Source organism: Streptomyces sp. AC512_CC834 (assembly GCF_019049325.1).
Lineage (GTDB): Bacteria > Actinomycetota > Actinomycetes > Streptomycetales > Streptomycetaceae > Streptomyces.
The window spans coordinates 1-21,775 of record NZ_JAGMUO010000139.1; the positions used below are offsets into that span (position 1 = coordinate 1).

Below are 21,775 nucleotides of genomic sequence, written 5' to 3' on the forward strand. Positions count from 1 at the left end.
CCGCCGCCACAGAAACCGACTGAACCACCACAACCACAGACCACATGGGTCACGATTCAATCGGCCAAAGTGGGTCCGCGTTCAGACGCCCCCGACACCAGCCGACGACACCCAAGCTGAACGGCGCCTGCTTGAAGGTCTCCATCGCGATGCCGGCGAGCCAGTCGTCGATGACTGCGGACCGGAAGAACGGCTGGCCGTCCCAGTACACGATGCCCGCCTTGTCCAACGCTCCCGTGGGAACGTAGAAGTCCAGCCAGTCACTGCTCTCATCACCACCGCGGACGGCCGCGCAACCGCATACCACCATCTGCCCCGTCGGCAAGCGGACCTGACCGAGCAGGTGACCATACTCAGTCAGCGAGGCCACCGTGCCCGGCACCTCATGCTGCTCGTCAGGCTCAAGGTCGCTCTGCCCGAAGCACCCCCGCACTCCTGCCGCCGACCACAGGGCACTCAGGAGAGTCTGCAGCTCGGCGTCACCGGTAGAGCCAACCTCGATGCCCAGCTCATAGCCATCGCCCCAGTTGGTCTGGTCACGGAAGGAAGCAGGGTTCGACATGCCACGATCATGCAATGCGAGCCGGCCCCGGAACACCTCACTTTGATGCCCGACTAACCAATCGAGACATCGCCTGACCCCGAACCGGCGACCAGTGCCTCGCCGAGCGGGGTGCGCCGGTAGAGCACCGACCGTCCGGACCGGGCGCGGACGAGCAGCCCCGCGCCTCGCAGGACGGCGAGGTGGTCTCCTACCGCACCGGGTGCCATGGCGAGGCTTCGGGCGAGGTGGCTGGTACTGGCCGGGGCGTCCAGCGCCAACAGCAGCCGGGCTCGGGACCGGCCGACCAGAGCGGTCAGCGCGTCCGGTTGGGGGACGCTCTCCTGTTCGCCCCACAGGGCGGCGGTGCCGCGGGCACGATAGACCAAGGTCCTGGGCCAGGGGTCTTCCAGGTGCGCGGCGATATGCCCGACGACGACCGAAGGGATCAGCAGCAGCCCGTCGCCGGCGAGGCGGACTGTTCCGCCTCGGAAGAAGCCGATCTCGATACCGCCGCCGCGCCAGGCGATGCCCGGGTGCAGGCTCTCGATGGCCGCGGCCCATCCGTGTTCACCGATCACACCCACCCGGTGCACGACATCGCGCTCACAGATCGCGCGCAGTTGCGGCCAGTCCGCGGCGAGCAGCTCGTGCCACGCCTGGTCCATCGCCCCGGCGATCCTGGAGACGGCGTCCGACGAGTCCAGCACCGCGCGCACGCGGGGGTCACGGGCGGACGGGCCGGTCGCGGTGGTGGCGAATTCGCGGCGGGCCGCTTCCAACGGTGTGGCCCGGATCACGGCCAGGTCGTCCGCCCAGGTCTGGTTGAGGCCGCGCGGGGGCGGAGCGACGAAGTTCGGTCCCGCTTGCGGGGCCTGCAGGGCGAGGACGGCGTCCAGTTCGGTCTCGCGGCGAAGCCGTTCAAAGGCCGGCAGAAGCCGGGCGGCCCACGCTCGCGGCAGCGGCCTGTCCTGACCGGCGAGCGAGCGCAGCAGTAGGCAGAGGTCCAGCGCGGGCGACAGTGCGAAGCGGCTGCGCAGCAAATCCTCGACGGAGACTTCGAAGCGCAGCACCCGGCCACGCTACCCCGGGACGCCTGTTCCGATTCGTCCAGCGACGAATCATTGGTGAGTGGCGTGGGCGCACGGCGAGGCTGCGCGTCATGACCCCAACCGCCGAACCCGCGCAGGGCAACCACCCTGCCACCTACCGGGAGGTGCTGGCCGAGCCGCGATTCCGGCTGCTCTTCTCAACCCGCACCGTCGCGATCACTGCGGACGCGCTGCGGATCACCACGTTCTCGGTGCTGGTCTTCTCGGCCACCGGCTCCGCACTGCTGAGCGCACTGGCCTTCGGCATCGGCTTCATCCCACGACTGTTCGGCTCGCTCCTGCTGGGCTCACTGGCCGACCGGCTGCCGCCCCGCGCGCTCATCACCGGCGGCTACGCCGTGACCTGCGCCGCCGCCCTGCTGCTCGCCCTGGTGCGGATGCCGATCGCGGCAAGCCTCGGTGTCGTGGCGCTGGTCGCCCTCGCCACACCGGTGTTTCACGGCGCGTCGAGTCGCCTGGTCGCGCAGTCGCTGGAGGGCGACGCCTATGTACTGGGCCGTTCACTGAACAACATCGCCGCCTCCGGCGCGCAACTGTTCGGTCTGGCGCTGGGAGGTGCGGCCGTCGCGGCACTCGGCCCGCACCGGGCGCTCGCGGTCAGCGCCACCCTCTACCTCGGCTGCGCGCTCGCCGTCCGCATCCGGCTGCCCCGGCTGCAGCCGGGAGAGTTCGGCAGCACCCCCGCCGGCGCTCCGGGCGATGGCGGGGCCGTCCGGGCAAGCCTGCACGGTGTCGGCCTGCTGCTGCGCGGACATAAGGTGCGACGCCTGATGCTGGCCCAGTGGCTACCGCCCGCGTTCGTGGCGGGCGCGGAAGGGCTGATCGTCGCCTACGCGGGAGGACACCACTTCGCACCCGGCTGGTACGCGGTGCTGATGGGCTGTCTGCCGGTCGGCATGCTGGCCGGTGACCTGCTGGTGGGCCGACTCCTACGGCCACCCACCCGGGAGCGACTGGTAGTCCCGTTGACTGCGCTGATGGGACTGCCGCTGCTCGGCTTCGCCGCCGAGCCCGGAGTGGGCGTCTCGTCCTGTCTGCTGCTGCTCTGCGGCTCCGGATTCGCCTACGGTCTCGGCCTGCAACGGCCGTTCCTGGACGCCCTGCCGCCGGATGGCCAGGGCCAGGCCTTCGGTCTGCTCGGCTCCGGCAACATGACGCTTCAGGGCATCGGGCCGGTCTGCTTCGGCGCGGTGGCCGCAGGCATCGGAACAGGCGGCGCAATCGCCCTGGCAGGCGGCGCGGCGGCGCTTACCACCGGCTGGATTCTCACCTGGCACCCGCCCACCTCCCCGGCCCCCGCCCCGAACCGCTCAACGGGACCAGAGAACGGCACCGAACACCAGGCGTGCAGCTCTCCTACGCAGTAACCGTCGCAGGTCGGGCCGCCCGGAGCCGTCGACGATGGGCGTGGAACTCACCGAAGAGGGCCCCCGCAACACCGTGATCGTCCTCAGCCAGACCTGCGACACGGCGGAGGAACGCGACATGGCGGAGCAGGGCAGCGGAATGCCGCTGGACGGCCTGACGGGCTTCCTCACGGACGGACCGAAGGCCTGACCACCTCCCCCCGATCCTTCCTCCGGACCCTCGTCCAACGGCCTGGTGCGCACCGGCCGCCGGGGCGCCGAAGGTCATCCGCGTTCCGCAGGGCTCAGCAGCCCTCCCGGAGGACGAGAGGAGCAGAGCGCCGCACACGCCACAGACCGCTCCCCTCCCCAGGGCCCCACCGCGAAAGCGTGAACACTTGTCACCGAAGTGTTCACACCCCGCTCATCTGTGGGACGCGACATCGACTGAACCGACGATGTCGGCACATGACGCGGTACTTGTTTCCCGCCCGGCTCGAAGAACTCGCCAGGTTCCCAATCGCGTCGGGTGGCCTCCAGACGCAGCCTGTTCCGCGCCGCCTTGGACACCGTGGGAGGCCTCATCACCGGCGACCGTACTGATGGGGCTGCGGCGCAGCCAGCCGGTGGCGCTCCGACAGCCGGCGCGTCGCGGTCCGACTCTTCGGCCGCTATCGACGGACCGCGTACTCGCCCAGTCCATTCTCCACCAGCCCGAAGACCTCTTGCGCGAGTGTGACCATGGTCGGGTAGATCTCGTCGACACTCTCGCCCTTGCTCCGGCGTTCGTGGATCTCGTCGTAGAGGGAGATGCGGGCTGCGGCTACCTGCATGGCCGCGCAGCGCGCGACCGCCTCGTGCGAACCGCCTCGCTCCCCGTCAGCCTCGGCGATTAGCTCGTCCGCAAGCAGTTGCGTGCCCCGGGCACTCCAGGCGTAGGTCCGGGTGAGCAACGCCGGTGTTGCCAGGATCAGTTCGCGCACCCGCAGGTTCAGCGGGTCGGGGCTCATCCCGATCGACGCGTCGCGAGCTGCCATCTGCTCGAGGAACTGCCGGTGCACGGCCGCCCCGGCGGACTCTCCCGATCGACGTTCGCGTACCGCGCGGGCCAGGTCACCGGTGTGCTCCTCCATGAGCTTGAAGACCAGGTCTTCCTTGTTTCCGAAGTAGTTGAAGACCGTCATCTTCGAGACATCCGCGGCGTCGGCGATCTCCGCCACCGTCACCTGGTCGAAGCCCCGCTCGACGAAGAGCTCGATGGCGATCCGCCAGATCCGGAGCGACGTGTCCCGCTTCTTTCGCTCGCGCAACCCCATACGTTCGACCATGACACCGACTTTACCAGGATGAAAATTGATCCCGGCTGAAAAATTGACTCGATACATAAATACTGTCACCGTGGGGCGATGGCCTCCTCCATGACCCCCTTGCAGCGGAACGTCGCCTTCGCCGTCTGCCTGGCGACCGTGGTCCTCGCCGTCTTGGACATGCAGATCGTGTCCGCGGCGACGGTGCCAATCGTCCGCGATCTCGACCCCGTCCACGGGGTGGACCGCATCCCGTGGCTGATCAGCGCTTACAGCCTGGCGGCCACCGCGGCCCTGCCGCTGTACGGCAAGCTCTGCGACGTCCTCGGCACCAAGCGCGTCTTCCTCGCAGCCGTGGCCGTCTTTCTCGTCGGCTCGGGGCTCTGCGGCGCCGCCCAGAACATGGACTCGATCATCGCCTTCCGGGCGATCCAGGGCATCGGCGGCGGCGGCCTGATGAGCGTCACCCTGGTCGTCATGGCCGAGCTCATGGCCGCCGCGGGGAAGCAGGGCTCGAGCGGCGGCAACATGGGTGGCCTGATCGCCGGCGCCGGCATGGCGCTGGGCCCGGTCGTCGGTGGCACCCTCGCCGACCACGCCAACTGGCGCTGGATCTTCTACATCAACCTGCCGCTCGGCATCGCCGTCCTCATCGCCGGCGGCTACACCCTGCGCCTGCCACGGCAGACCGTCGCCCGCCGCATCGACTTTCCGGGCGCCGCCCTCGTGGCCGCCTTCGCGAGCGCACTGCTGCTGGTGACGGAGTGGGGCGGCACGGACTACGCCTGGTCCTCGACCACGATCCTCGGGTTGATCGGCGCCGCGGCTCTACTGCTTGCCCTCTTCCTCTGGCGGCAGGCGACCGCGCCGGAGCCGATCCTGCCGCTGTCGCTCTTCAAACACCCGGTGCTGGGCGGCTCCTTCGCCGTCCAACTCCTTCTCGGCACGGCCCTGACCGGCTCGATCGTCTATCTCCTCATGTACCTCCAGCTCGCCCGGGGCATTGCCGCGACCCAGGCAAGCCTGTACCTGATCCCCATGGCGATCGGCATGGCCGTCATCGGCCTCGCCTCCGCACGGCTGGCCCGGCGCGGCTGGACCGCCCGGACCTTCGTGGTGTCAGGAACAGCGACCGCAACGATCGCCCTGGCCCTACTGGCGACGAGCGGTACCGGCACCAGCCTGTGGCTCGTTCGAGGCGAGATGCTGCTTCTGGGCCTTGGCTTCGGGCAACTCCTCGGCCAGCTCATCCTGCTCGCCCAGGAGACCGCCCCCTCGCACCAACTGGGCGTGGCCACCACCTCCACCCGGTTCTTCCAGACACTGGGCAGCGCCCTGGGCACGGCGTTCTTCGGCACGGTGCTGGCCCGGGTGTACGAGGCGCAGGTGCCCGGCTCGACGACCAGCGCAATCGCCCACCTTGAAGGCACGGCACGGACGGAAGCGGTACGCGGCTTCGTCACGGCCACCCACTGGGTCTTCCTATGTGCGGCCGGCGCGATGGCGCTCGCCCTGCTCTTGTCCGCACTGCTGCCGAAGCAACCCGACCCGGCACGGTCGGAGTCACAGCAGCAGCCCACCGGGACAGTCCCGGCTAAAAGCCGATAGAACATGTTGCCAAAGGCCGCAATTGAGGGAGACACATTCTCCTGTCACGGCCAAAATCGCTCACAGATCCTCATTCGATCGTGGCCGCGACGTGAGAGTGATTGCACGGGTTCTTCGAGCATGAAAGCGAAGTGGGCGCGTGCGGCCTTGTCCCGTCCTGTCTCCACCGGGCATCTCCCGCGCACATCTTGACGGTTCGGTCGAGGAGTTGACCTCCGTATGGCAAGCGCAGCGGGAGTCCGAACTGCGGGACCTGCGCGGCGGAGACCGTCGGCGTGCCACCTGGGCAGGCCGCAAGCGCGAGCTGGTGTTCCGCGACTGGATGCTGGTTCACCTGCGCACACCGCGCTCGCCGAGCTTGTAGGGCAGGGCTGCGGCTGCGAACCCTGGCCGACGTCTTCGCCTCCGCCGAGCACGAGCAGTGGCGCCCGCTTCAACGAGATCCTCGCCGAGGCCGCCGACTACAGCCGCCTCGTCCAGACCCAGGAGAGCCAGCAGATCAGCGGCGCCCTGGGCGTCCTGACCGTCCTCGGCCTCCCACTGGGCACGGCCCTGGGCATACTCCAGGTCCTGGGCGACGACTCCCTCTCCCACCTACTCATCGCCCTCGCCCTGTCGGTGGCGGCTACGGCGGGGGTGCTGACCACGCGGTACGGGCGGTTGGTGTTGTCGTCGTTGCGGGGTGGGGATGGGCGGCAGTGACCGCCGCCCAAGGCGGATTATGGACGAACCACCCTTCTTCACAGTTCAACTGCCTCTATGTCCGACCTTTGCAGTACCGTCACATGAACCAACCGATCCGGAGGGCCCATCACTCGTTGAGCAGGCCCAGACCTGTGTGTAGAGGAAGCGCGATGCCCTACGAGCCCGGGACTGACTGGCAGTACGAGGTCCCCACGACCGGCAGCACTCATCTGCCCCCGGACGCCGGCTACGGCAAGGCTTTGACCAACCAGGGCTACGGCTTCGAGGTTGCAGTCGCTGACCTGATCGACAATTCGATCGACGCCGGTGCCGACAAGATCGTCGTGCACTTCCTGCGTGACGCCAAGCGGCTCCTGACTCTGCTGGTCATCGACAACGGCAGTGGCATGGACGATGGCGGCCTGGACGGTGCTATGACGGTGGGTCGGCGCCGTGAGTATGGCGAGAGCGCCCTCGGCTTGTACGGCACGGGCCTCAAGGCTGCTTCGCTCTCGCACGCCGCGTCGCTCACCGTGGTCAGCCGCACCAAGCGCAGCCGCGCCGCGGGGCGTCGTCTCACCGCAGAGGGCATTGAGGACAGCTTCCGCTGTGACACCGTCGACCCTCGCTACGCCCAGGAACTCGTAGACGGGTACGACGGCGTCATCGAGTGGCACGGCACGATTGTGCGCTGGGACCAGGTGCGAGTGTTCGAGACTGTGACGACTGGCCAGAGCGACCAGTTCCTGTCGAAGGCGATTGCACGCCTAGAAACACACCTCGGCCTCTACCTGCACCGCTTTCTCCAGCAGGGCCTCAAGCTCGACATCGCTGTATGGGATGTGAGCAGCGGCGAGGGTCTCCTCGGTGAGGAAGTGGACCACATAGCTGTCGAAGCGCTGGACCCCTTCGGCTACAAGGTGCCTGGGAAGGCTCGCTATCCCCGTACCTTCACAGCCCCCGTAGAGGGCCTAGGAGACGTGCAACTGACGGCGCACATCTGGCCAGCCAAATCGAAGCAGGCCGGGTTCCGGCAAATCGGTTCCCTCACGGACCGGCAGGGGTTCTACTTCTACCGAAACAACCGACTCGTCCAAGCTGGCGGGTGGAACGGCCTCCGCAACCCCGAGGGGCACCTGGCGCTGGCCCGCGTGGCAGTCGACCTTCCGAGTCACGAGAGCAGTGTTCTGAGCCTTGACGTCAAGAAGGAGAGCGTCACTGTCACGCCCGCCTTCACTCTCGGCGTAGAGAAGGCTCTGGATGCATCCGGAGGGGCCTTCCACGGATATCTCAGCGATGCAGAAGCCACATACCGCGACGGGGCGAAGCGTACTGAGATCGTCCGTCGTCCGGTGACACCTCCGGGTAAGGGGATGGACCCGAAGATCAAACGTGTCATCAAAGAGGAACTGCCTGAAAAGCCGGGTGAAGAACCGATCGCTTTCACTTGGGCCACGCTGCCGCCGGACAAGTTCTTCGATCTGGACCGCGAGAAAAACTCTATACTTCTCAACAAGTCCTTCCGCAGTGACTTCAACGACGGAAAGCATGGAGGAAGTAACGACGCACCCGTCACGAAGGCCTTGCTCTACCTCCTGCTTGAGGACTGCTTTGGTCTCGGCCGCTGGGAACGTGGCCGCCAGGATCGAGTGGACTACTGGAACACCATCCTTCTGACCTCGGTGCAGGCGCAACAAGACCGCCGGACACAGTCTGCCGACTGACCCCAGTCCGCTCTCACCCCACGCCCGCTCTGGCCCCTGAACGAGGAACAAGAGATGACCAACACTCCCCCTGGCATGCTCCTTGACGTCCACGCCGACGCCCTGGCGGGTATGAGCATCCTGCCGCGCCCCTTCCAGAGATGGGCAGCACTCGCCGCGGAAGATCGTCATCCGGATGCAGACCTGGGCGAGGAACTCTTCCGGTCGCTTCTCATCAGCGGCGACGAAACCCTGACCGCGCTCTGGTCCCGTCACCTCACCGCCTGGGACTTCGCGGACAATCCCTCATGGGGTGAAGGCTCCTGCGCCCGCTCCGAGGAACGGCGCATCGTGGTGTACGAACGCCTCCACTTCGGAAATGAACTGCGCAAGGCCTTGGACGAAGCTGTCCCTGTAGCCAAGATCCCTGGCGAGACCGTCATCACCCGGGAGTTCACTCCGTGGTACACCCCTGAACGTGCAGCAGCCAGATCCTTCTACTGGACCTCCTACGAGCAGAAGCTCCGTGACAAGGGATGGTCCGAGGCTGCTATCGCCAGCCTCGATCAGGCGAGCCGCTCAGTCGTCGAACGTCTCAGTGATCCTGAACAGGAGTCCGCCAGGCAAGCGAAAGGCCTGGTTATCGGCTACGTCCAGTCCGGAAAGACAGCAAACTTCACGGGGGTGGCTGCCAAGGCCATTGATGCCGGGTACCGTCTCGTCATTGTTCTGGGGGGAACCCTCAACCTTCTCCGCGCCCAGACCCAGCGGCGACTGGACATGGAACTGATCGGCCAGGAGAACATCCTGCGTGGCGCTGACGTCGCAGACGTGGACTCCCTGGTCGGGGTGGACTACGTGGGTGACGACGAAGGTTGGCCGGAGTTCGTGCGCCACGGTGGCCGTCCGTCCACGCTGGGCGCATTCGACATCGAGCGGCTGACGACCCGCGAGAACGACTACAAGAGCCTTGCCCAGGGAATTCGCGCCCTGGAGTTCGAAAAGCGCATCCCCACCCGTCCGTTGCACGATCCGGCGAACATCCATCACGCAGCGGCGCGAATTCTTGTTGTGAAGAAGAACAAGTCTGTCCTCACCAAGCTCGTCAAAGATCTCAAGCAGATTCATGGGATCCTGGGAGAGCTTCCGGCTCTCATCATCGACGATGAGTCCGATCAGGCTTCCGTGAACACTTCAGATCCGAAGAAGTGGGAACGGGGCAGCACTGAGCGCACAGCCATCAATGGCTTGATATCCAAGCTCCTGGGACTGCTGCCACGAGCCCAGTACGTGGGGTACACCGCGACCCCCTTCGCCAACGTCTTCGTCGACCCCGGCGACGACATGGATATCTTCCCCAGCGACTTCCTGATCTCTCTGCCACGCCCAGCCGGGTACATGGGTGTCCAGGACTTCCACGACCTGAACTCACCTGTCCCTGTGGAAGAGCGCACCTACGCCAACTCACAAGAGAAGGCGCACGTACGGGGCATCTATGACTCTGCGAGCGACAGACTTCAGGAGGCCATGGACGCCTTCGTCCTTTCTGGTGCCCTGAAGCTCTATCGGGCAGACCATGGCGTGCCCGGCGCAGCCTTCCGGCATCACACCATGCTCGCTCACGAGTCAGTACGTCAGGATGATCACGCTGACCTGGCGCTTCGTATCAACTCTCTGTGGCATCAGGCGGGCTACAGCTCCGCGGCAGGGCACGATCGTCTTGCCGCCCTGTGGGAGGCGGATTTCGCGCCAGTGACGGCAGCGCGCGCGAGCAGCCTTCCCGCGCCGTCCTCGTACGCTGAGCTGCGCCCGTACGTCCACGCCGCGCGCCAGCGCATCGGCAGCGGAGGCAATCCGGTCGTTGTGGTGAACGGAGACACAGACCGCTACTTCGCCCAACTCGACCTTGACTTCGACCGGACAGCGAACGTCTGGAAGATCCTCGTGGGTGGTACGAAGCTGTCCCGCGGCTTCACAGTCGAGGGGCTTACCGTCACCTACTATCGCCGAACCACTCAGCAAGCAGACACACTCATGCAGATGGGGCGATGGTTTGGCTTCCGCCCCGGATACCGAGACCTGGTCCGGCTCTACATCGGCCGTGAAGAGCCGTTTGGCCGTGAAAAGTACGTCGACCTTTACGAAGCGTACGAAGCCGTCTGTCGCGATGAGGAGAGCTTCCGGGAGCAGCTAGCCCAGTACTCCGAAATGGTGGACGGAGAGCCTCAGGTCACGCCCGTTCAGATCCCACCCCTGGTAGCCCAGCACCTGCCTTGGCTGAAGCCCTCGGCACGGAACAAGATGTTCAACGCGGAACTCGTGGAGATCCGGTCGCCAGGCCGGCCTATCGAGCCCGCCGCCTACCCGCTGAACAGCGCTACCAACAAGCGCAACACCGAGCGCTGGCGGCCGCTGCTGCACGCGCTGGGCACCACACCACTGTCCTTCAGCAATCCTCCGGATTCCTCAAGCACGCTCACCCGGACCTTCTCCGCCCTCACAGCCACTCTGACGCATGGGGATCTGGTAGGGGTGCTGTCCCAACTCGAATGGGAGCGGCCACAGTACTTTGACCCTCATCTGACTTATCTCCGCCAACTCGACGGCACCCTCGCGAAGGTCGATGGCTGGCTTCTCATTTCGCCCCGGCTCGCCTCGGACAATCGCATCGAGGCCAGCGTCCTTGGCTCGGCCCCGCTGTCTCTCGTTCGACGGAGTATCCAGGACGGCAAGAGCTCCTTCGGCCGTATCGCCAGCGTCGAGCACCGCACCACAGCGCAAAGGCTCATCAACGAGGCTGCTGCCGGAGCAGGCCGGGAGATCGGGCCCAGAACCGGCGTCGCGCTGGTCTACCCGGTCGTGGAGGGGGGCAGCATCGAGAGCGTCCGGGCGGCCGTCCGTAACGGCGCTGCCGACCCGTCCAAGGTCGTCATGGCCTTTACCTTGATCCCACCGAAGTCAGCCACCAACGCAGACCGTCGCCTGGTGCGCTTCCGGGCCAAGGACTCACGCTTCATCAACGAGGCCACAGTGTCGGTGCCGTAGTCCTCATGAGTGCGGGACGCCTGCTACCTGAGCTGCAGGCGTCCCGCTGAGGGCCTTGCCTCACGTTCCTGCACGCAGTGTCCGCACTCGTGTCGCTGCCCACGTCGACTCACATCCTAGGACCGGAATTGCTTCCCTTCGACGAAGACGCCCACGCTCAAGCTGCTAGTTGGACTACACAACACGGCCTGATCGCACAGGATTCGGACGTGAAGAAGGTCGCCGATCACATCCTTTCACTCGACCCTGACGGAAGGAGATTCGCCGCAGTTATTCGCGAGACGATTGATCAATTGCTGAATGGCGAGACGACCGGTCGATACTCCTGGGAGCAGCTCTTCAAAACCGAAAAAACCCATGCAGGCACTCTCGTCGAGATAAACTTGCAACGCGAATTCAAGTTCGAAGACGGCGCTGACGTAGGTTCACACGGCCAGCATCCCATGGATTACCAGATTCTTGGTGTAGACGTGGACTGCAAGTTCTCTCAGGACTTCGGTGGATGGATGATCCCACCTGAGGCGATGGGACACCTGTGCCTTCTGGTATGGGCCGACGACCTCAAAAGCAAGTGGAGTGCCGGCATCTTCCGAGTACGCGAAGAGTGGCTCAATACGGGCAGCAACCGCGACAAGAAACTCACACTAAAAGCAAAGCATCGCATGGATAAGGTGCACTGGCTCTGGCACGAGGAAGAACTTCCAGAAAATGTACTCCTCCATCTCGACGACGCCAAGCGCAATCAGATTCTCCTCGAGGGGCCCCGTAAGGGACAGCAGCGAGTCATCGAATTGTTCCGAAGGGTGCAGAACCGCCGCATCGGACGGGGCGCCATCCGCACCGCTGCAAAGCAGCTAGATTACATGGCGCGCCTACGGGAAGGTAAAGGACGGGCGCGTACGGTGCTCCGCGAGAAGGGCATCGTAATTGTCGGCCCCTACAGCAAGCACAGGGATATTGCACGCCGCATCGGGGCAGAAGTTCCCCAGCGAGGAGAGTTTGTAAGCTTTCAGGTAGCTGAGGCCATGCCTCACCATGGCGATCGCCCATCTGTTGAGCTGGAGGGACGCCGCTGGGTCCTTGCAGGGCCGGACGACGAACCGACGACAGCACCACTACTGCCGAAGGTCACTGGTGAAGAAGAAGCCTGATCAGGCAAACAGCGACAGGGACGAACGGGCAGGCGGGCCCGTGGGCGCTGCCCCCTGGGTTCCCCCTGTCGGCTCCTGGGCTTCCTCAGCCGCGCGGCGACGCAACATGCAGGCGATCCGCAGTCGGGACACCACACCCGAACGCCTGATCAGGCAACTGGTTCACGCGCAGGGGTTGCGCTACCGAGTGGCTGCACGACCGCTTCCCGAGCTTCGTCGGACGGCTGACATGGTCTTCCGTCCGACGAAGGTGGCTGTCTTCATTGACGGCTGTTACTGGCACGGGTGCCCTGAGCATTACGTGCCGCCCAAAACCAATTCTGGCTACTGGTCAGAGAAAGTCGCGCGGAACATAGCTCGTGATCGGGACACCGACCAGCGCCTCACAGCGGAGGGCTGGACGGTGCTCCGGTTCTGGGAACACGAACCGTCGGAAGAGTGCGCCGCTCACATTGCTGCAGAAGTAGAAAGACGGCGCAATGCCCGGCACAAGGGCCTACCGAGCGGCTAGTCAGTCCTTCCCGTCACGCTCTCGGTCCGCCTTGAGTACCTCGATGATCGACTTGCCGACAGCTCGGGCTACCGGCGGTGGGAAGGCGTTCCCCACCTGGCGGTACTGCGCAGTCTTCCCGCCCGAGAAGTCCCATTCCGGCGGGAATCCCTGGATGACAGCAGCCTGCCGAACCGTGAGCATCGGGCCATCAGTACCGAAGAGGTCGCGATCTTCGCTGGCCTTTTTCTCGCAGGCCTCGATGTCATTGGCGACCCCCATGCCCGAGATTCCAAGTTGCTTCCAGGCCGCCTTGGCACGACTGGGTCCGAGGTCTGCACCACCATGCTTCTTCGAGCCGCCGACGAGCGTGGGAGCGATGCCTCCGCCCTTGCCCTTGAGTTCGGCGTCGCGTTCGCGGGCCCTTTCGAGCCACCGATCGAACCCCTTGCGGGCACGTTCTCCGTGCACGCCGTTGAAGTAACGCCCGTATCGCTCTCGCATGGACGGCTCAAGGCTCACTGCGACACTGACCGGATCCTCATGAGTGGGCGCGGGCCACTCATACTTGAGGTCCTCAATGACGTCATCACGGAACGCGACGAGGATGGCACGTGGACGAAGCTGAGGGACGCCGAAGTCACTGGCTTCCAGAACGTCCCACCTACAGACGGTGTACCCGAGGCCATCCTCACTGACAGTCTGTCCGTCGTCCGCCCTGTACGTGCCTCCCCCGAGTCGAGCCCTGATCCAGTCTCGGTAGTCCGAGAACTTCGGGTCCATGATCCCGCGGACGTTCTCGATCATCACCGCTCGAGGCTTCAGCATCTCGACCAGTTTCAGCATGCGAGGAAACAGATCACGTTCGTCGTGCTTCCCCAACTGCTTGCCCGCGTGGGAGAAGGGCGGGCACGGCACGCCGCCGGCCAGGAGATCCAACCCCTTCTCCGCTAGCAGGTCGGCACCCTTGTGCAGATCCTGGTGGGGCTCGAACTCCGTGACGTCGGCCGGCAGGACGTCGCAGTGTTCTCGCTCCCAGGACCACACCTCATGGTCTTCGATGTTGAGGCGTAGGGTTTCGACCGCGTACTTGTCGATCTCCACCAGTGCGAGATGGCCGAAGCCGGCCTGATGCAGCCCGATGGCCTGGCCGCCGGCGCCTGCGCAGATCTCGATCGACGTGAAGGCGGGTTCCCTTCGCTCCTCTGTCGCGGGCTTCGGTTCAGTTGTGCGGGTCATGCCCCCTCCTTACAGTCGTGCAGCGGCAGACACACTTTGCAGTCCACCATCACTGAGGGTGACAGACCCCACTGACAACAACGAGACCTGACCAAGTTTGCAGTACGTCTCACGGTTCGCTGTACATGCCTCACACCACAACGAACACTCATACGATATTCCCCATGCGGATACCTGCCTGGACTGAGGACGAACTCGTGCTGGCCGGAGCCCTCGTGGCGCGGAACGGCTGGCGCGAACTGCGTACTGGAGATCTTGAGGTCGAGAAGCTGTCGGAACTGCTTCGGTCGCTGCCGCTGCACGAACCTGAGGCGCGCACGCTGCCGTCCTTCAGATCCATAGACAGCGTGAGCCGCAAGACGACAGATTTCATGACAAACCATCCGGAGTACACCGGCAAGGCGACTCGGTGCGGCAGGCCAACGCTGCTCATGATCCGGGCTTTCATCACGCGGGAAGCGGAAATGCTTCAGGCCGCCCAAGCTATTGAGGACGGCATCGGATCTGGCGAGTTGCACCTGCTTCCCGCACAACCCGACGAAGTCGACGAAGCAGGGGGCTCCGCCATTGAGGGGCGCCTCCTTGTCCGACAGGCCCTGGCTCGCGAACGGAACCCCCGGCTCCGAGCCCAGAAGATCAAGCAAGTTCAGCGTCAGGGCGCTCCACTCCGATGCGAAGTCTGTGCGTTCAGCTTCGCTGACACGTATGGGGAGCTGGGCGAGGAGTACATCGAAGTCCATCACCTCACCCCACTTCACATCTCCGGAGTGGGAGAGACACGGCTGGATGACCTCGCGTGCCTGTGTGCAAACTGTCACCGCATGTGCCACAGGGCTCGCCCCGGAGAGTCCTGGCGCACGCCGGCTGCCCTCCGAGAGCTGCTGCGCCAGCCGAACAGCGAAACGGACGGCCACTAGGCAGCTTCCTCTTCCGCTTCGTAGTGCATCTGAGCTTGGTCCAGCACGTCATCCGGGGCCAGACCACGCGCGGACGTCCAGTGCAGTAGGTCGGCGATGAGCTTGATCACCGACTCCTCGAGAGCCGCCTCGCGTGGGCGCCCTTCCAGAGCCGTGCCGCTGTGGGCCTGATAGCTCTCCAGCGCCACCACGGCACGCTCGACTCGGCGGCACATCGCCTCGGGGCCCAGTCCGATCTCGCACCACACCGCCTTGCCGACGGCCGTGACCATGGCTCCCCAGTCCAGCGTCATGGCCGCGAGCATGTGCAGACCACGGCCACATTCCGCGTCACAGTCGGCGGTTCGCAGGGCGGGCAGCGATCGGCTCTTGTCGTGCATCTCCACGCGAAGCCGCCCGTCCTTCACTTCAAGGACCAGGGTCGCCGACGCGCCCTTGCCCACGTGCTTGATGACGTTCGTCGCCAGTTCGGTGACGACGAGTTGCGCCTCATCGCAAACCATCGGGATTCCCCACTGGGCGAGTTGGGTAACGACAGCCCGCCGAAGCAGCCGCACTTCTGATGGCAGCGCCTCAAAAGGCAGGACACAGCGGCGTTCGTACCCCGTGACGTCAGTACCGGGCATGAGCACTCCTCCCTCCCGCGCCACGCTCATGCTGCACCTACCGTGTCCTTACGGCTGCAATGCGTAGCGGTCCGTAAGGAGAGAATGACATAGAGAAGTCTCGCCATGTAACTTCTCATAGACCTCTATCGAGTGAATCCCGCGGAGACACGCCTGCCGCACTGCCTAGCCTGTTCACGCTCTGAGCGGTTGCCAGGTCTTCACACAGAGGAGTTCCATGTCCGTCAGGACCACCACCCGCCGCCGACAACTGGGCGCGATGCTGCGTAAGTTCCGTGCCCACGCCGGGATGACACTTGAGGAAGCCGGGCGGCTGGTCGGTGTATCCAAGGCGACAGTCAGCCGCTACGAGACGCAGGCCGGCCCGGTGAAGTGGATCGTCGTCGACGCACTGTGCCGCGAGTACGGAGCGTCCGACGCCGAACGGGAGGCTGTTGTCAGGCTTGCCAAGGACGCCAAACAGCAGGGCTGGTGGAGTTCGTTCGCCGACTCCATCCCGGAGAGCATGAACCTGCTGCTGACGCTGGAGGACGAAGCCGTTCGCGAGAACCACTTCTCCTGCGTGTACGTTCCCGGCCTCTTGCAGACCCGCACCTACAGCACCGCGCTACAGAAGGCGAACGAGGTGCCCCTGGAGCCAGCCGAGATCGAGCGGCTGGTGGACATCCGCATGAAGCGGCAGGAGATTCTCAACCGGCCGGAGCCGCCACGTCTTTGGGCGATTCTCGACGAGTCCGTGATCCGCCGGGTGGTGGGATCGGCGGAGGCGATGAAGGAGCAGCTCGGCCGGCTACTCGAGGCGAACGAGTCTCCTCACGTCACGCTTCAGGTGCTGCCCTTCTCCAAGGGAGCCCACTCCGCAGCCCTCGGCAGCTTCGTGATCATCGGCGGCACCGAGCCCGCCCTCGACGTCGTGTACGTCGACTTCCACACGGGCTCGCTCTTCCTGGAGAAGGATGAGGAACTGGAGCGGTACAGACTTGCGTTCGAGTACCTTCGCGCACAAGCGTTGGACATGGAAGCTTCATCCGCCCTGATGCACCGCGTCCGCAAGGAGCTGTGAATGTCCCTCGGCCTCCAGGCTGCCTCTGTCCCTTCGTGGTTCAAGTCGTCGTACAGCGGCGGCAATGCAACAGAGTGTGTCGAGTGCGCGTACCTCTCACACGCGGCATTGATACGTGACTCCAAGTGCATCAGTGGCCCTACGCTCAGCGTGCGCCCGCAGGCGTGGCACCGATTTGTCGACTCTGTACGCCACGGTTTGCCGGGGCCCTCCTGACCGGAGGCGAGTACGGCCACTTGACCTCGCACAGGGAGGGACAGAAACGTGGAACCCGGCGCGTCCTCGCCGTTGCCCCTGCGGACCATCCGCGACATAAATGCTGCCCTGCTCGCCGACGATGGGTTCCCCGGCGACAAGGAGGCCTTCGAAGCCGATCTGCAGCGCGCGCTGGAGGGTTCCTCGGAAGCCGACCTGACGGCCGTGGCCACGGTGATCGTGGACTACAGGGGGCGGATCCGCCTCTACCAGGACCCCGACCTCGACACCGCCGTCCAGGAGGGCATCGACCTCACGATGCGGCTGAAGCAGGGGGCTCAGGGCCAGTGAGCGATGGCGTCGCCGCCATCACAGCGCGAGCGGCGTAACTGGCAACGACCATGGCGCGGAGCAGCCGTTGGAGGGTTTCGGCGGGAGCTTGAGCTTGATGGGATTTCTGAAATTGGCTCTGCCCGGAGTTCCGTGAAATCCCAGGTCAGAGAGGTGCATGCAGGATCGTTTCGCTGCGGGATGAACTGGGGGTGGCTCTCCGATCGATCGAAGATGTGCTGCTTCCCGGAGTTGAGGTTGAACTGGAACGGCTGACCGCCGACCCAGAGGTCGTGCTGATGGAGGTGGCCGCGTGCGGCCCGCCCTCCCGTTGCCCAAGCTGTGGAGGCCCGGGGAGACGGAGGCACTCCACCTACTGGCGGACGCTTGCCGAACGACCACTTGCCGGAAAGAAGTTGTGGATACGCCTTCGTGTTCGCCGCCTCTTCTGCGACCGCGCCCGGTGTCGGCGGACGACATTCGTCGAGCAGGTCCCCGGGCTGAGTGAGCGCTACGTACGTTCCTCCATCGGGCTGAAGCAGTGGCTGCGGGACGTCGCCGTCGAACTGGGCAGCCGGGCCGGCGAACGGCTGTGCCGCAAGCTCAGCATCGCCGCAGGCCGGACCCGCCTCCTCGGGCTGCTGGAAGCGCCCGAAGTACCTGAACGTGCGCCGCGGGTGCTCGGCGTCGACGAGTTCACTTTCGGCCGTACCTACGGGACCGTCCTCGTCCACGTCGAGACCGACCGCGTCGTGGACCTGCTCCCGGACCGGACCTCGGAGACCTTCGCCGCCTGGCTGCGTGAACACCCCGGCGCGGTGATCATCTGCCGTGACCGTGCCACCGCCTATACCCGGGCGATCAAGGAGGCCACCCCCGAGGCCATCGAGGTGGCGGACAGGTGGCATCTGCTCCAGAACCTCTCGGCCGCGGTCGAGGAGACCTGCCACCAGCACCGCTCCTGCCTGCGTAAACACGTCGAACAGGAGGAGCCGCCGCCCGAACCGCCAGTGATCGACCTGCCGGTGCCGGAGTTGCCCCGCACGCCTCTCGTCGAGCGCACCCGTGACCGTTACGCGGACGTCCACCGGCTGCTGGAGCGGAAGTGGACGATCAGCGCCATCGCCCGCCATATCGGCCGGGATCGCAAGACCGTGCGCCGCTTCAAGACCACACCACTGGACGAACTACTCGCCTCCGCAGTGGACTTCGGTATCCACAAGGCCAAGCTCCTGGAGCCGTTCAAGCCCTACCTGAACAGCCGGTTCGCCGCCGGATGCACCAGCGGCACCCGGCTGTTCCACGAGATCCGGGAACGCGGCTACACCGGCAGCATCCAAGTCGTGCGCCGCCACCTGGCCAAGCTCCGCAAGGGGACGGCAGAGCCGGTCCGCGCCGACATCCCCAGCCCCCGACGCATCACCTCGTGGATCATGCGCCCACGCGAGACGCTCACAGACCGGGAGCTGGAGAAGCTGATCGACGTCAGGATCGCCTGCCCTGACATCGCCCGAGCCTGCGACCTGGCCAGATGCTTCCGCGACCTGCTGGTCAACCGGCGTGGCGGCATGCTGCTGGAGTGGATCCGCCAGGCCGAACTGGACGCTCCCGTCCCGGTCCGCTCGTTCGCCGGCTTCCTCCGCCAGAACCTCGACGCCGTCACCGCCGGCCTCACCCTCGAATGGAGCTCCGGCAAGGTCGAAGGCAACGTAAACCGCATCAAAACACTCAAGAGAGCCATGTACGGCCGAGCCTCGTTCCGACTTCTGCGAATCAGGATCCTCACCCGGGGATGATTCCAGGATCCTCGATCAGACCGTCTCGGGGCGCTCCTCCGGATCACCGGCGAGGTGATCGAAGTACTCGTCGATCAGGCCGATCAGGCCAGCCGCGGCGTGCTGCTCAGTCTCGGGCGACCAGGGCTCCTCGGGGCGGCCGTCGGGAAAGATCAGCTTCTCAGCCAAGGCCCAGTACACCAGGTTCCAGCCGTATCCCAGCTTGGCTGCGAGCCACTCCCTGAACCCGTCCAGCAGGGCTTTGTCGAAGGCGATGTCATAGCCGTTAAGGAACGCGACCACCGCCCCGAAAGTGACACGGCCGACGAACATCCCCGGGCGCCTCTTGAAGTTGGCCCAGATGTCCTGGTGCGACCACGTCGGCTTGCCCCGGCCGCGCCCCCAGGCAGCGGGCACGTGCGACAGGTCGGTGCCAGCCCCCCAGGTGGAGTACGAGACCGCTTCCGGCCCCACGCCGAGAGCCGCAAGGAGGCTGCCCGCGCGGGCGGCCGGATCGACAGGCCCACCCTTGCGGGTCCACACGTGGGTTCCCGGAGCGTCCCCTTCGTGGTGGGTGACGACGAAGTCCGTCCCGTCCAGCACGAAGAATGCCGCCCGCACACCGCCGTGCCCGTCCCACGAGGTCTCAAGGGTCAGCTTCAGCCGCCGCGCCACCGCCTCCAGATCCACTGAGAGCAGGGCCAGCGAGCTCAATGGCCAGGTTGCGCTCTGGAACATAGACGCCTGTCGCACCGGATTGCGCCCACTTGCCTGGAGCTCCGTCGCGGGCTCCCAATCACCCTCTGCATCTGGTACTTCGATCATCTCGGTCACGGCGCATAGTCAACCAGTACACGATCTCGATCCGGCTGGCCGCCGACAGATCCGCAGACATCCCTTCCCAGTGGTTCACGGAACTCCGGTCAGAGCCCTGAAATTCCCCAGGTTTGCTCCAACACCCCATTTGGTTGAGCGGTGAACCATGAGGCCGGGATCGCACCCCGGACCGTCTCGGCTCAGCCCAGCGCGTCCATGAGGGCGGTGACGTAGGCATCCAGCCGCTCCTCCATGGCTTGCGCCGTCAAGTCTGTCCTCCCTGCCTCCCGCCATGGCTGCGATACCAACTGCACTTCTTCTGAGCACGCCAGCCCGTCCCGGACCTGCCAGTACAGCCGCTCGCTCGCGGTCGCGGCCAGGACCCCGCCGGCCTCCTCATACGCCTCAGCAAACCGCAGACCCCACGCAGGGCCGTGCAGCAGCGCGAGATTGGTGGAGCAGTGCGCCACATCGAGATCCGCCGGCCCCCAGAGGTAGCAGCCCAGTCGACGACGCCGGTGATCCGGGCACCTGCCGACTGTGGGGCCGGTGCGTCAAACAGCACGTTGCCGGGTTGGAAGTCCCGGTGCAGGAACCGCCCCTCATAGGGAGGCGCGGGCTTGCGGATCACGTCGATCGCGGCGGCCCATGCCGCCGTGTCGGCGCCCTTCGGAGTCACGACGGTGTCGGCGGTCGTCAACGCCACATACTTCCGGGGCCGCTCGGCGGGTCGCAACGCGTGGATCGCCACGAGCTGACGGGCCAGCAGAGGGACTCGCGTCTCCAACCCCTCATCGTCGAGGACCGTCCGGCCTGCCATATGTGTCATCAGGAGCGATGGATACTCGCACTGCGCGGCGGTCGGATCGACCGCGATCAGTCCAGGAGCCGGAACGCCGGTCCCCGGGAGCAGGGTCAGGGCGCCAGCTTCCCTATTCAGCCAGTCCTCGGCGTGCTCCACGTTGACGAAAGTCCGCAGCACCAGTTCACGGGTGCCTCCGTCCGGCGTGCCGATGGTCAGCCGCCGCATTTCGGCACTGATGCCGCCGTGCAGCGCCTCGGTCCCGACGACCCGCTCGCCGACCCCCAGGTGCTGGCTCACCCAAGCCAGTGTCGACGGTCGGACAGCCGCCGCCTCATTGTGGTTGGTCACCGTGCCACCCCATCATCTGCCAGCACTGACGCTCACCCGGGGTGGGGAAGGTGGGCGAGCAGGTCTGTCCGCACTCTTAGCGAGGAGTGGGGTATTTCAAGGGCAACGGGTTCTGCCTGCCCGCGACAGACCGCTGGGCAGCCGCCAGATACCCAGGTAGCTCACGATCAGCGCGTGCCCCCGGAACAGCGTCACCCGGCCGGGATCGGCTGGGTGAGGTTCACCGGGTTGCCGTCGGGGTCCTTGATGTGGGCGACGCGCTGTCCCCACGGCATGTCGTTGGGGCCTCCGCTGACCGAGCCGCCCAGCGCCTCCACCCGGCCGAGCGTCTCGTCGACGTCGTCGACGCCGATGCTGAGCAGGATCCGCGGCGCCGCCCCGGTCCCCGGGTTCGTCTTGGCCACCAGCCCGAGGTCGGTGTCGCCGATGCGCAAGCCGAGGTAGAAGGCCGGGCCTTCCGCCGGTACCCGGAAGATCTCCTCAGCGCCGAACAATTTCGTGTAGAAGCCGACCAGAACGTCCTGGTCGGCCGTCACGATCACTGGCTGGATGGTGGACATGGCACTCCTGTCGAGAACGGTCGTGTCACTGGGTAGACCGTTCGAGGACGGTGAACTCATCGGGCAAGACGGCTCCGCCGGACGACGGTCCAAGGTGTGGCCGTGCCCCGCGCG

The 21,775-nt window shown here is 65.6% G+C and carries 19 protein-coding genes and 2 pseudogenes; 12 read left to right on the forward strand and 9 right to left on the reverse strand.

The window, feature by feature from the left end:
• Nucleotides 1–49 precede the first annotated feature (49 nt).
• Both KUM40_RS40750 and KUM40_RS40755 read right to left on the reverse strand, forming a co-directional pair.
• Nucleotides 50–562, reverse strand: coding sequence for a hypothetical protein (locus KUM40_RS40750; protein WP_217171453.1), 513 nt, complete (start codon nt 560–562; stop codon nt 50–52).
• A 53-nt stretch (nt 563–615) separates the two neighbouring features.
• Nucleotides 616–1,614, reverse strand: coding sequence for a helix-turn-helix transcriptional regulator (locus tag KUM40_RS40755; RefSeq protein WP_217171454.1), 999 nt, complete (start codon nt 1,612–1,614; stop codon nt 616–618).
• Between the two features lie 89 nt (nt 1,615–1,703).
• On the opposite strand from KUM40_RS40755, the gene KUM40_RS40760 reads away from it, so the two are divergent.
• Both KUM40_RS40760 and KUM40_RS40765 read left to right on the forward strand, forming a co-directional pair.
• Nucleotides 1,704–3,020, forward strand: a complete 1,317-nt coding sequence (locus KUM40_RS40760; RefSeq protein ID WP_217171455.1) for an MFS transporter — start codon at nt 1,704–1,706, stop codon at nt 3,018–3,020.
• Between the two features lie 13 nt (nt 3,021–3,033).
• A pseudogene (locus KUM40_RS40765) lies at nt 3,034–3,210 on the forward strand (SRPBCC domain-containing protein); the annotation flags it as partial.
• Between the two features lie 460 nt (nt 3,211–3,670).
• On the opposite strand, the gene KUM40_RS40770 reads toward KUM40_RS40765, so the two are convergent.
• Nucleotides 3,671–4,327, reverse strand: a complete 657-nt coding sequence (locus tag KUM40_RS40770; RefSeq protein WP_217171456.1) for a TetR/AcrR family transcriptional regulator — start codon at nt 4,325–4,327, stop codon at nt 3,671–3,673.
• A gap of 78 nt (nt 4,328–4,405) precedes the next feature.
• Between KUM40_RS40770 and KUM40_RS40775 the strand changes: the two genes are divergently transcribed.
• Nucleotides 4,406–5,914 (forward strand): MFS transporter, encoded by a 1,509-nt coding sequence (locus KUM40_RS40775; RefSeq protein WP_217171457.1) that lies wholly within the window; start codon nt 4,406–4,408, stop codon nt 5,912–5,914.
• 330 nt (nt 5,915–6,244) lie between these two features.
• On the opposite strand, the gene KUM40_RS40780 is transcribed toward KUM40_RS40775, so the two are convergent.
• Entirely contained in the window at nt 6,245–6,508 is a 264-nt protein-coding gene (locus KUM40_RS40780; protein WP_217171458.1) for a hypothetical protein, read from the reverse strand.
• 260 nt (nt 6,509–6,768) lie between these two features.
• On the opposite strand from KUM40_RS40780, the gene KUM40_RS40785 reads away from it, so the two are divergent.
• The 4 genes from KUM40_RS40785 (at nt 6,769) to KUM40_RS42005 (ending at nt 13,008) form a co-directional block, all read left to right on the forward strand.
• Nucleotides 6,769–8,322: an ATP-binding protein gene (locus KUM40_RS40785; protein WP_217171459.1), complete on the forward strand. Its 1,554-nt coding sequence runs from the start codon at nt 6,769–6,771 to the stop codon at nt 8,320–8,322.
• A gap of 54 nt (nt 8,323–8,376) precedes the next feature.
• A complete protein-coding gene (locus tag KUM40_RS40790) occupies nt 8,377–11,346 on the forward strand; it encodes a Z1 domain-containing protein (protein ID WP_217171460.1) in 2,970 nt (989 codons plus the stop codon).
• 209 nt (nt 11,347–11,555) lie between these two features.
• Entirely contained in the window at nt 11,556–12,497 is a 942-nt protein-coding gene (locus KUM40_RS40795; protein ID WP_308401348.1) for a NaeI family type II restriction endonuclease, read from the forward strand.
• A gap of 40 nt (nt 12,498–12,537) precedes the next feature.
• Nucleotides 12,538–13,008, forward strand: coding sequence for a very short patch repair endonuclease (locus KUM40_RS42005; RefSeq protein ID WP_308401350.1), 471 nt, complete (start codon nt 12,538–12,540; stop codon nt 13,006–13,008).
• Here KUM40_RS42005 and KUM40_RS40805 read toward each other — a convergent pair whose 3' ends face one another.
• Entirely contained in the window at nt 13,009–14,226 is a 1,218-nt protein-coding gene (locus KUM40_RS40805; protein ID WP_217171462.1) for a DNA cytosine methyltransferase, read from the reverse strand.
• A 164-nt stretch (nt 14,227–14,390) separates the two neighbouring features.
• Here KUM40_RS40805 and KUM40_RS40810 point away from each other — a divergent pair, with 164 nt between their 5' ends.
• A complete protein-coding gene (locus KUM40_RS40810; RefSeq protein WP_217171463.1) occupies nt 14,391–15,143 on the forward strand; it encodes an HNH endonuclease in 753 nt (250 codons plus the stop codon).
• Here KUM40_RS40810 and KUM40_RS40815 read toward each other — a convergent pair.
• Nucleotides 15,140–15,769: an ATP-binding protein gene (locus tag KUM40_RS40815; protein WP_217171464.1), complete on the reverse strand. Its 630-nt coding sequence runs from the start codon at nt 15,767–15,769 to the stop codon at nt 15,140–15,142. The two genes, KUM40_RS40810 and KUM40_RS40815, sit on opposite strands and share 4 nt — an antisense overlap.
• 217 nt (nt 15,770–15,986) lie before the next feature.
• On the opposite strand from KUM40_RS40815, the gene KUM40_RS40820 reads away from it, so the two are divergent.
• The 4 genes from KUM40_RS40820 to KUM40_RS40835 all read left to right on the forward strand — a co-directional run bounded on the left by KUM40_RS40820 (nt 15,987) and on the right by KUM40_RS40835 (nt 19,153).
• On the forward strand, nt 15,987–16,832 hold the full coding sequence (locus tag KUM40_RS40820) for a helix-turn-helix transcriptional regulator (RefSeq protein ID WP_217171465.1): 846 nt from the start codon (nt 15,987–15,989) through the stop codon (nt 16,830–16,832).
• Complete coding sequence (locus KUM40_RS40825) at nt 16,833–17,048, forward strand: DUF397 domain-containing protein (protein WP_217171466.1); 216 nt, start codon at nt 16,833–16,835, stop codon at nt 17,046–17,048.
• A 48-nt stretch (nt 17,049–17,096) separates the two neighbouring features.
• Complete coding sequence (locus KUM40_RS40830; RefSeq protein WP_308401349.1) at nt 17,097–17,378, forward strand: DUF6247 family protein; 282 nt, start codon at nt 17,097–17,099, stop codon at nt 17,376–17,378.
• A 278-nt stretch (nt 17,379–17,656) separates the two neighbouring features.
• On the forward strand, nt 17,657–19,153 hold the full coding sequence (locus tag KUM40_RS40835) for an ISL3 family transposase (RefSeq protein ID WP_254396457.1): 1,497 nt from the start codon (nt 17,657–17,659) through the stop codon (nt 19,151–19,153).
• Nucleotides 19,154–19,168: 15 nt separating this feature from the next.
• Here KUM40_RS40835 and KUM40_RS40840 read toward each other — a convergent pair whose 3' ends face one another.
• The 3 genes and pseudogenes from KUM40_RS40840 to KUM40_RS40850 all read right to left on the reverse strand — a co-directional run bounded on the left by KUM40_RS40840 (nt 19,169) and on the right by KUM40_RS40850 (nt 21,661).
• Complete coding sequence (locus KUM40_RS40840) at nt 19,169–19,966, reverse strand: hypothetical protein (protein ID WP_217171468.1); 798 nt, start codon at nt 19,964–19,966, stop codon at nt 19,169–19,171.
• 182 nt (nt 19,967–20,148) lie between these two features.
• A pseudogene (locus KUM40_RS40845) lies at nt 20,149–21,101 on the reverse strand (phosphotransferase family protein).
• A gap of 191 nt (nt 21,102–21,292) precedes the next feature.
• Nucleotides 21,293–21,661 carry a VOC family protein gene (locus KUM40_RS40850; protein ID WP_217171469.1) on the reverse strand — a complete coding sequence of 123 codons (369 nt, stop codon included), beginning with the start codon at nt 21,659–21,661 and terminating at the stop codon, nt 21,293–21,295.
• Nucleotides 21,662–21,775: the final 114 nt, after the last annotated feature.

Coding starts and splice junctions, on each gene's coding strand:
- KUM40_RS40820 (WP_217171465.1), top strand. CDS start 15,987: ATGTCCGTCAGGACCACCACCCGCCGCCGACAACTGGGCGCGATGCTG.
- KUM40_RS40775 (WP_217171457.1), top strand. CDS start 4,406: ATGGCCTCCTCCATGACCCCCTTGCAGCGGAACGTCGCCTTCGCCGTC.
- KUM40_RS40815 (WP_217171464.1), bottom strand. CDS start 15,769: ATGCCCGGTACTGACGTCACGGGGTACGAACGCCGCTGTGTCCTGCCT.
- KUM40_RS40850 (WP_217171469.1), bottom strand. CDS start 21,661: ATGTCCACCATCCAGCCAGTGATCGTGACGGCCGACCAGGACGTTCTG.
- KUM40_RS40760 (WP_217171455.1), top strand. CDS start 1,704: ATGACCCCAACCGCCGAACCCGCGCAGGGCAACCACCCTGCCACCTAC.
- KUM40_RS40790 (WP_217171460.1), top strand. CDS start 8,377: ATGACCAACACTCCCCCTGGCATGCTCCTTGACGTCCACGCCGACGCC.
- KUM40_RS40750 (WP_217171453.1), bottom strand. CDS start 562: ATGTCGAACCCTGCTTCCTTCCGTGACCAGACCAACTGGGGCGATGGC.
- KUM40_RS40810 (WP_217171463.1), top strand. CDS start 14,391: ATGCGGATACCTGCCTGGACTGAGGACGAACTCGTGCTGGCCGGAGCC.
- KUM40_RS40825 (WP_217171466.1), top strand. CDS start 16,833: ATGTCCCTCGGCCTCCAGGCTGCCTCTGTCCCTTCGTGGTTCAAGTCG.
- KUM40_RS40835 (WP_254396457.1), top strand. CDS start 17,657: ATGGAGGTGGCCGCGTGCGGCCCGCCCTCCCGTTGCCCAAGCTGTGGA.
- KUM40_RS40770 (WP_217171456.1), bottom strand. CDS start 4,327: ATGGTCGAACGTATGGGGTTGCGCGAGCGAAAGAAGCGGGACACGTCG.
- KUM40_RS40805 (WP_217171462.1), bottom strand. CDS start 14,226: ATGACCCGCACAACTGAACCGAAGCCCGCGACAGAGGAGCGAAGGGAA.
- KUM40_RS40785 (WP_217171459.1), top strand. CDS start 6,769: ATGCCCTACGAGCCCGGGACTGACTGGCAGTACGAGGTCCCCACGACC.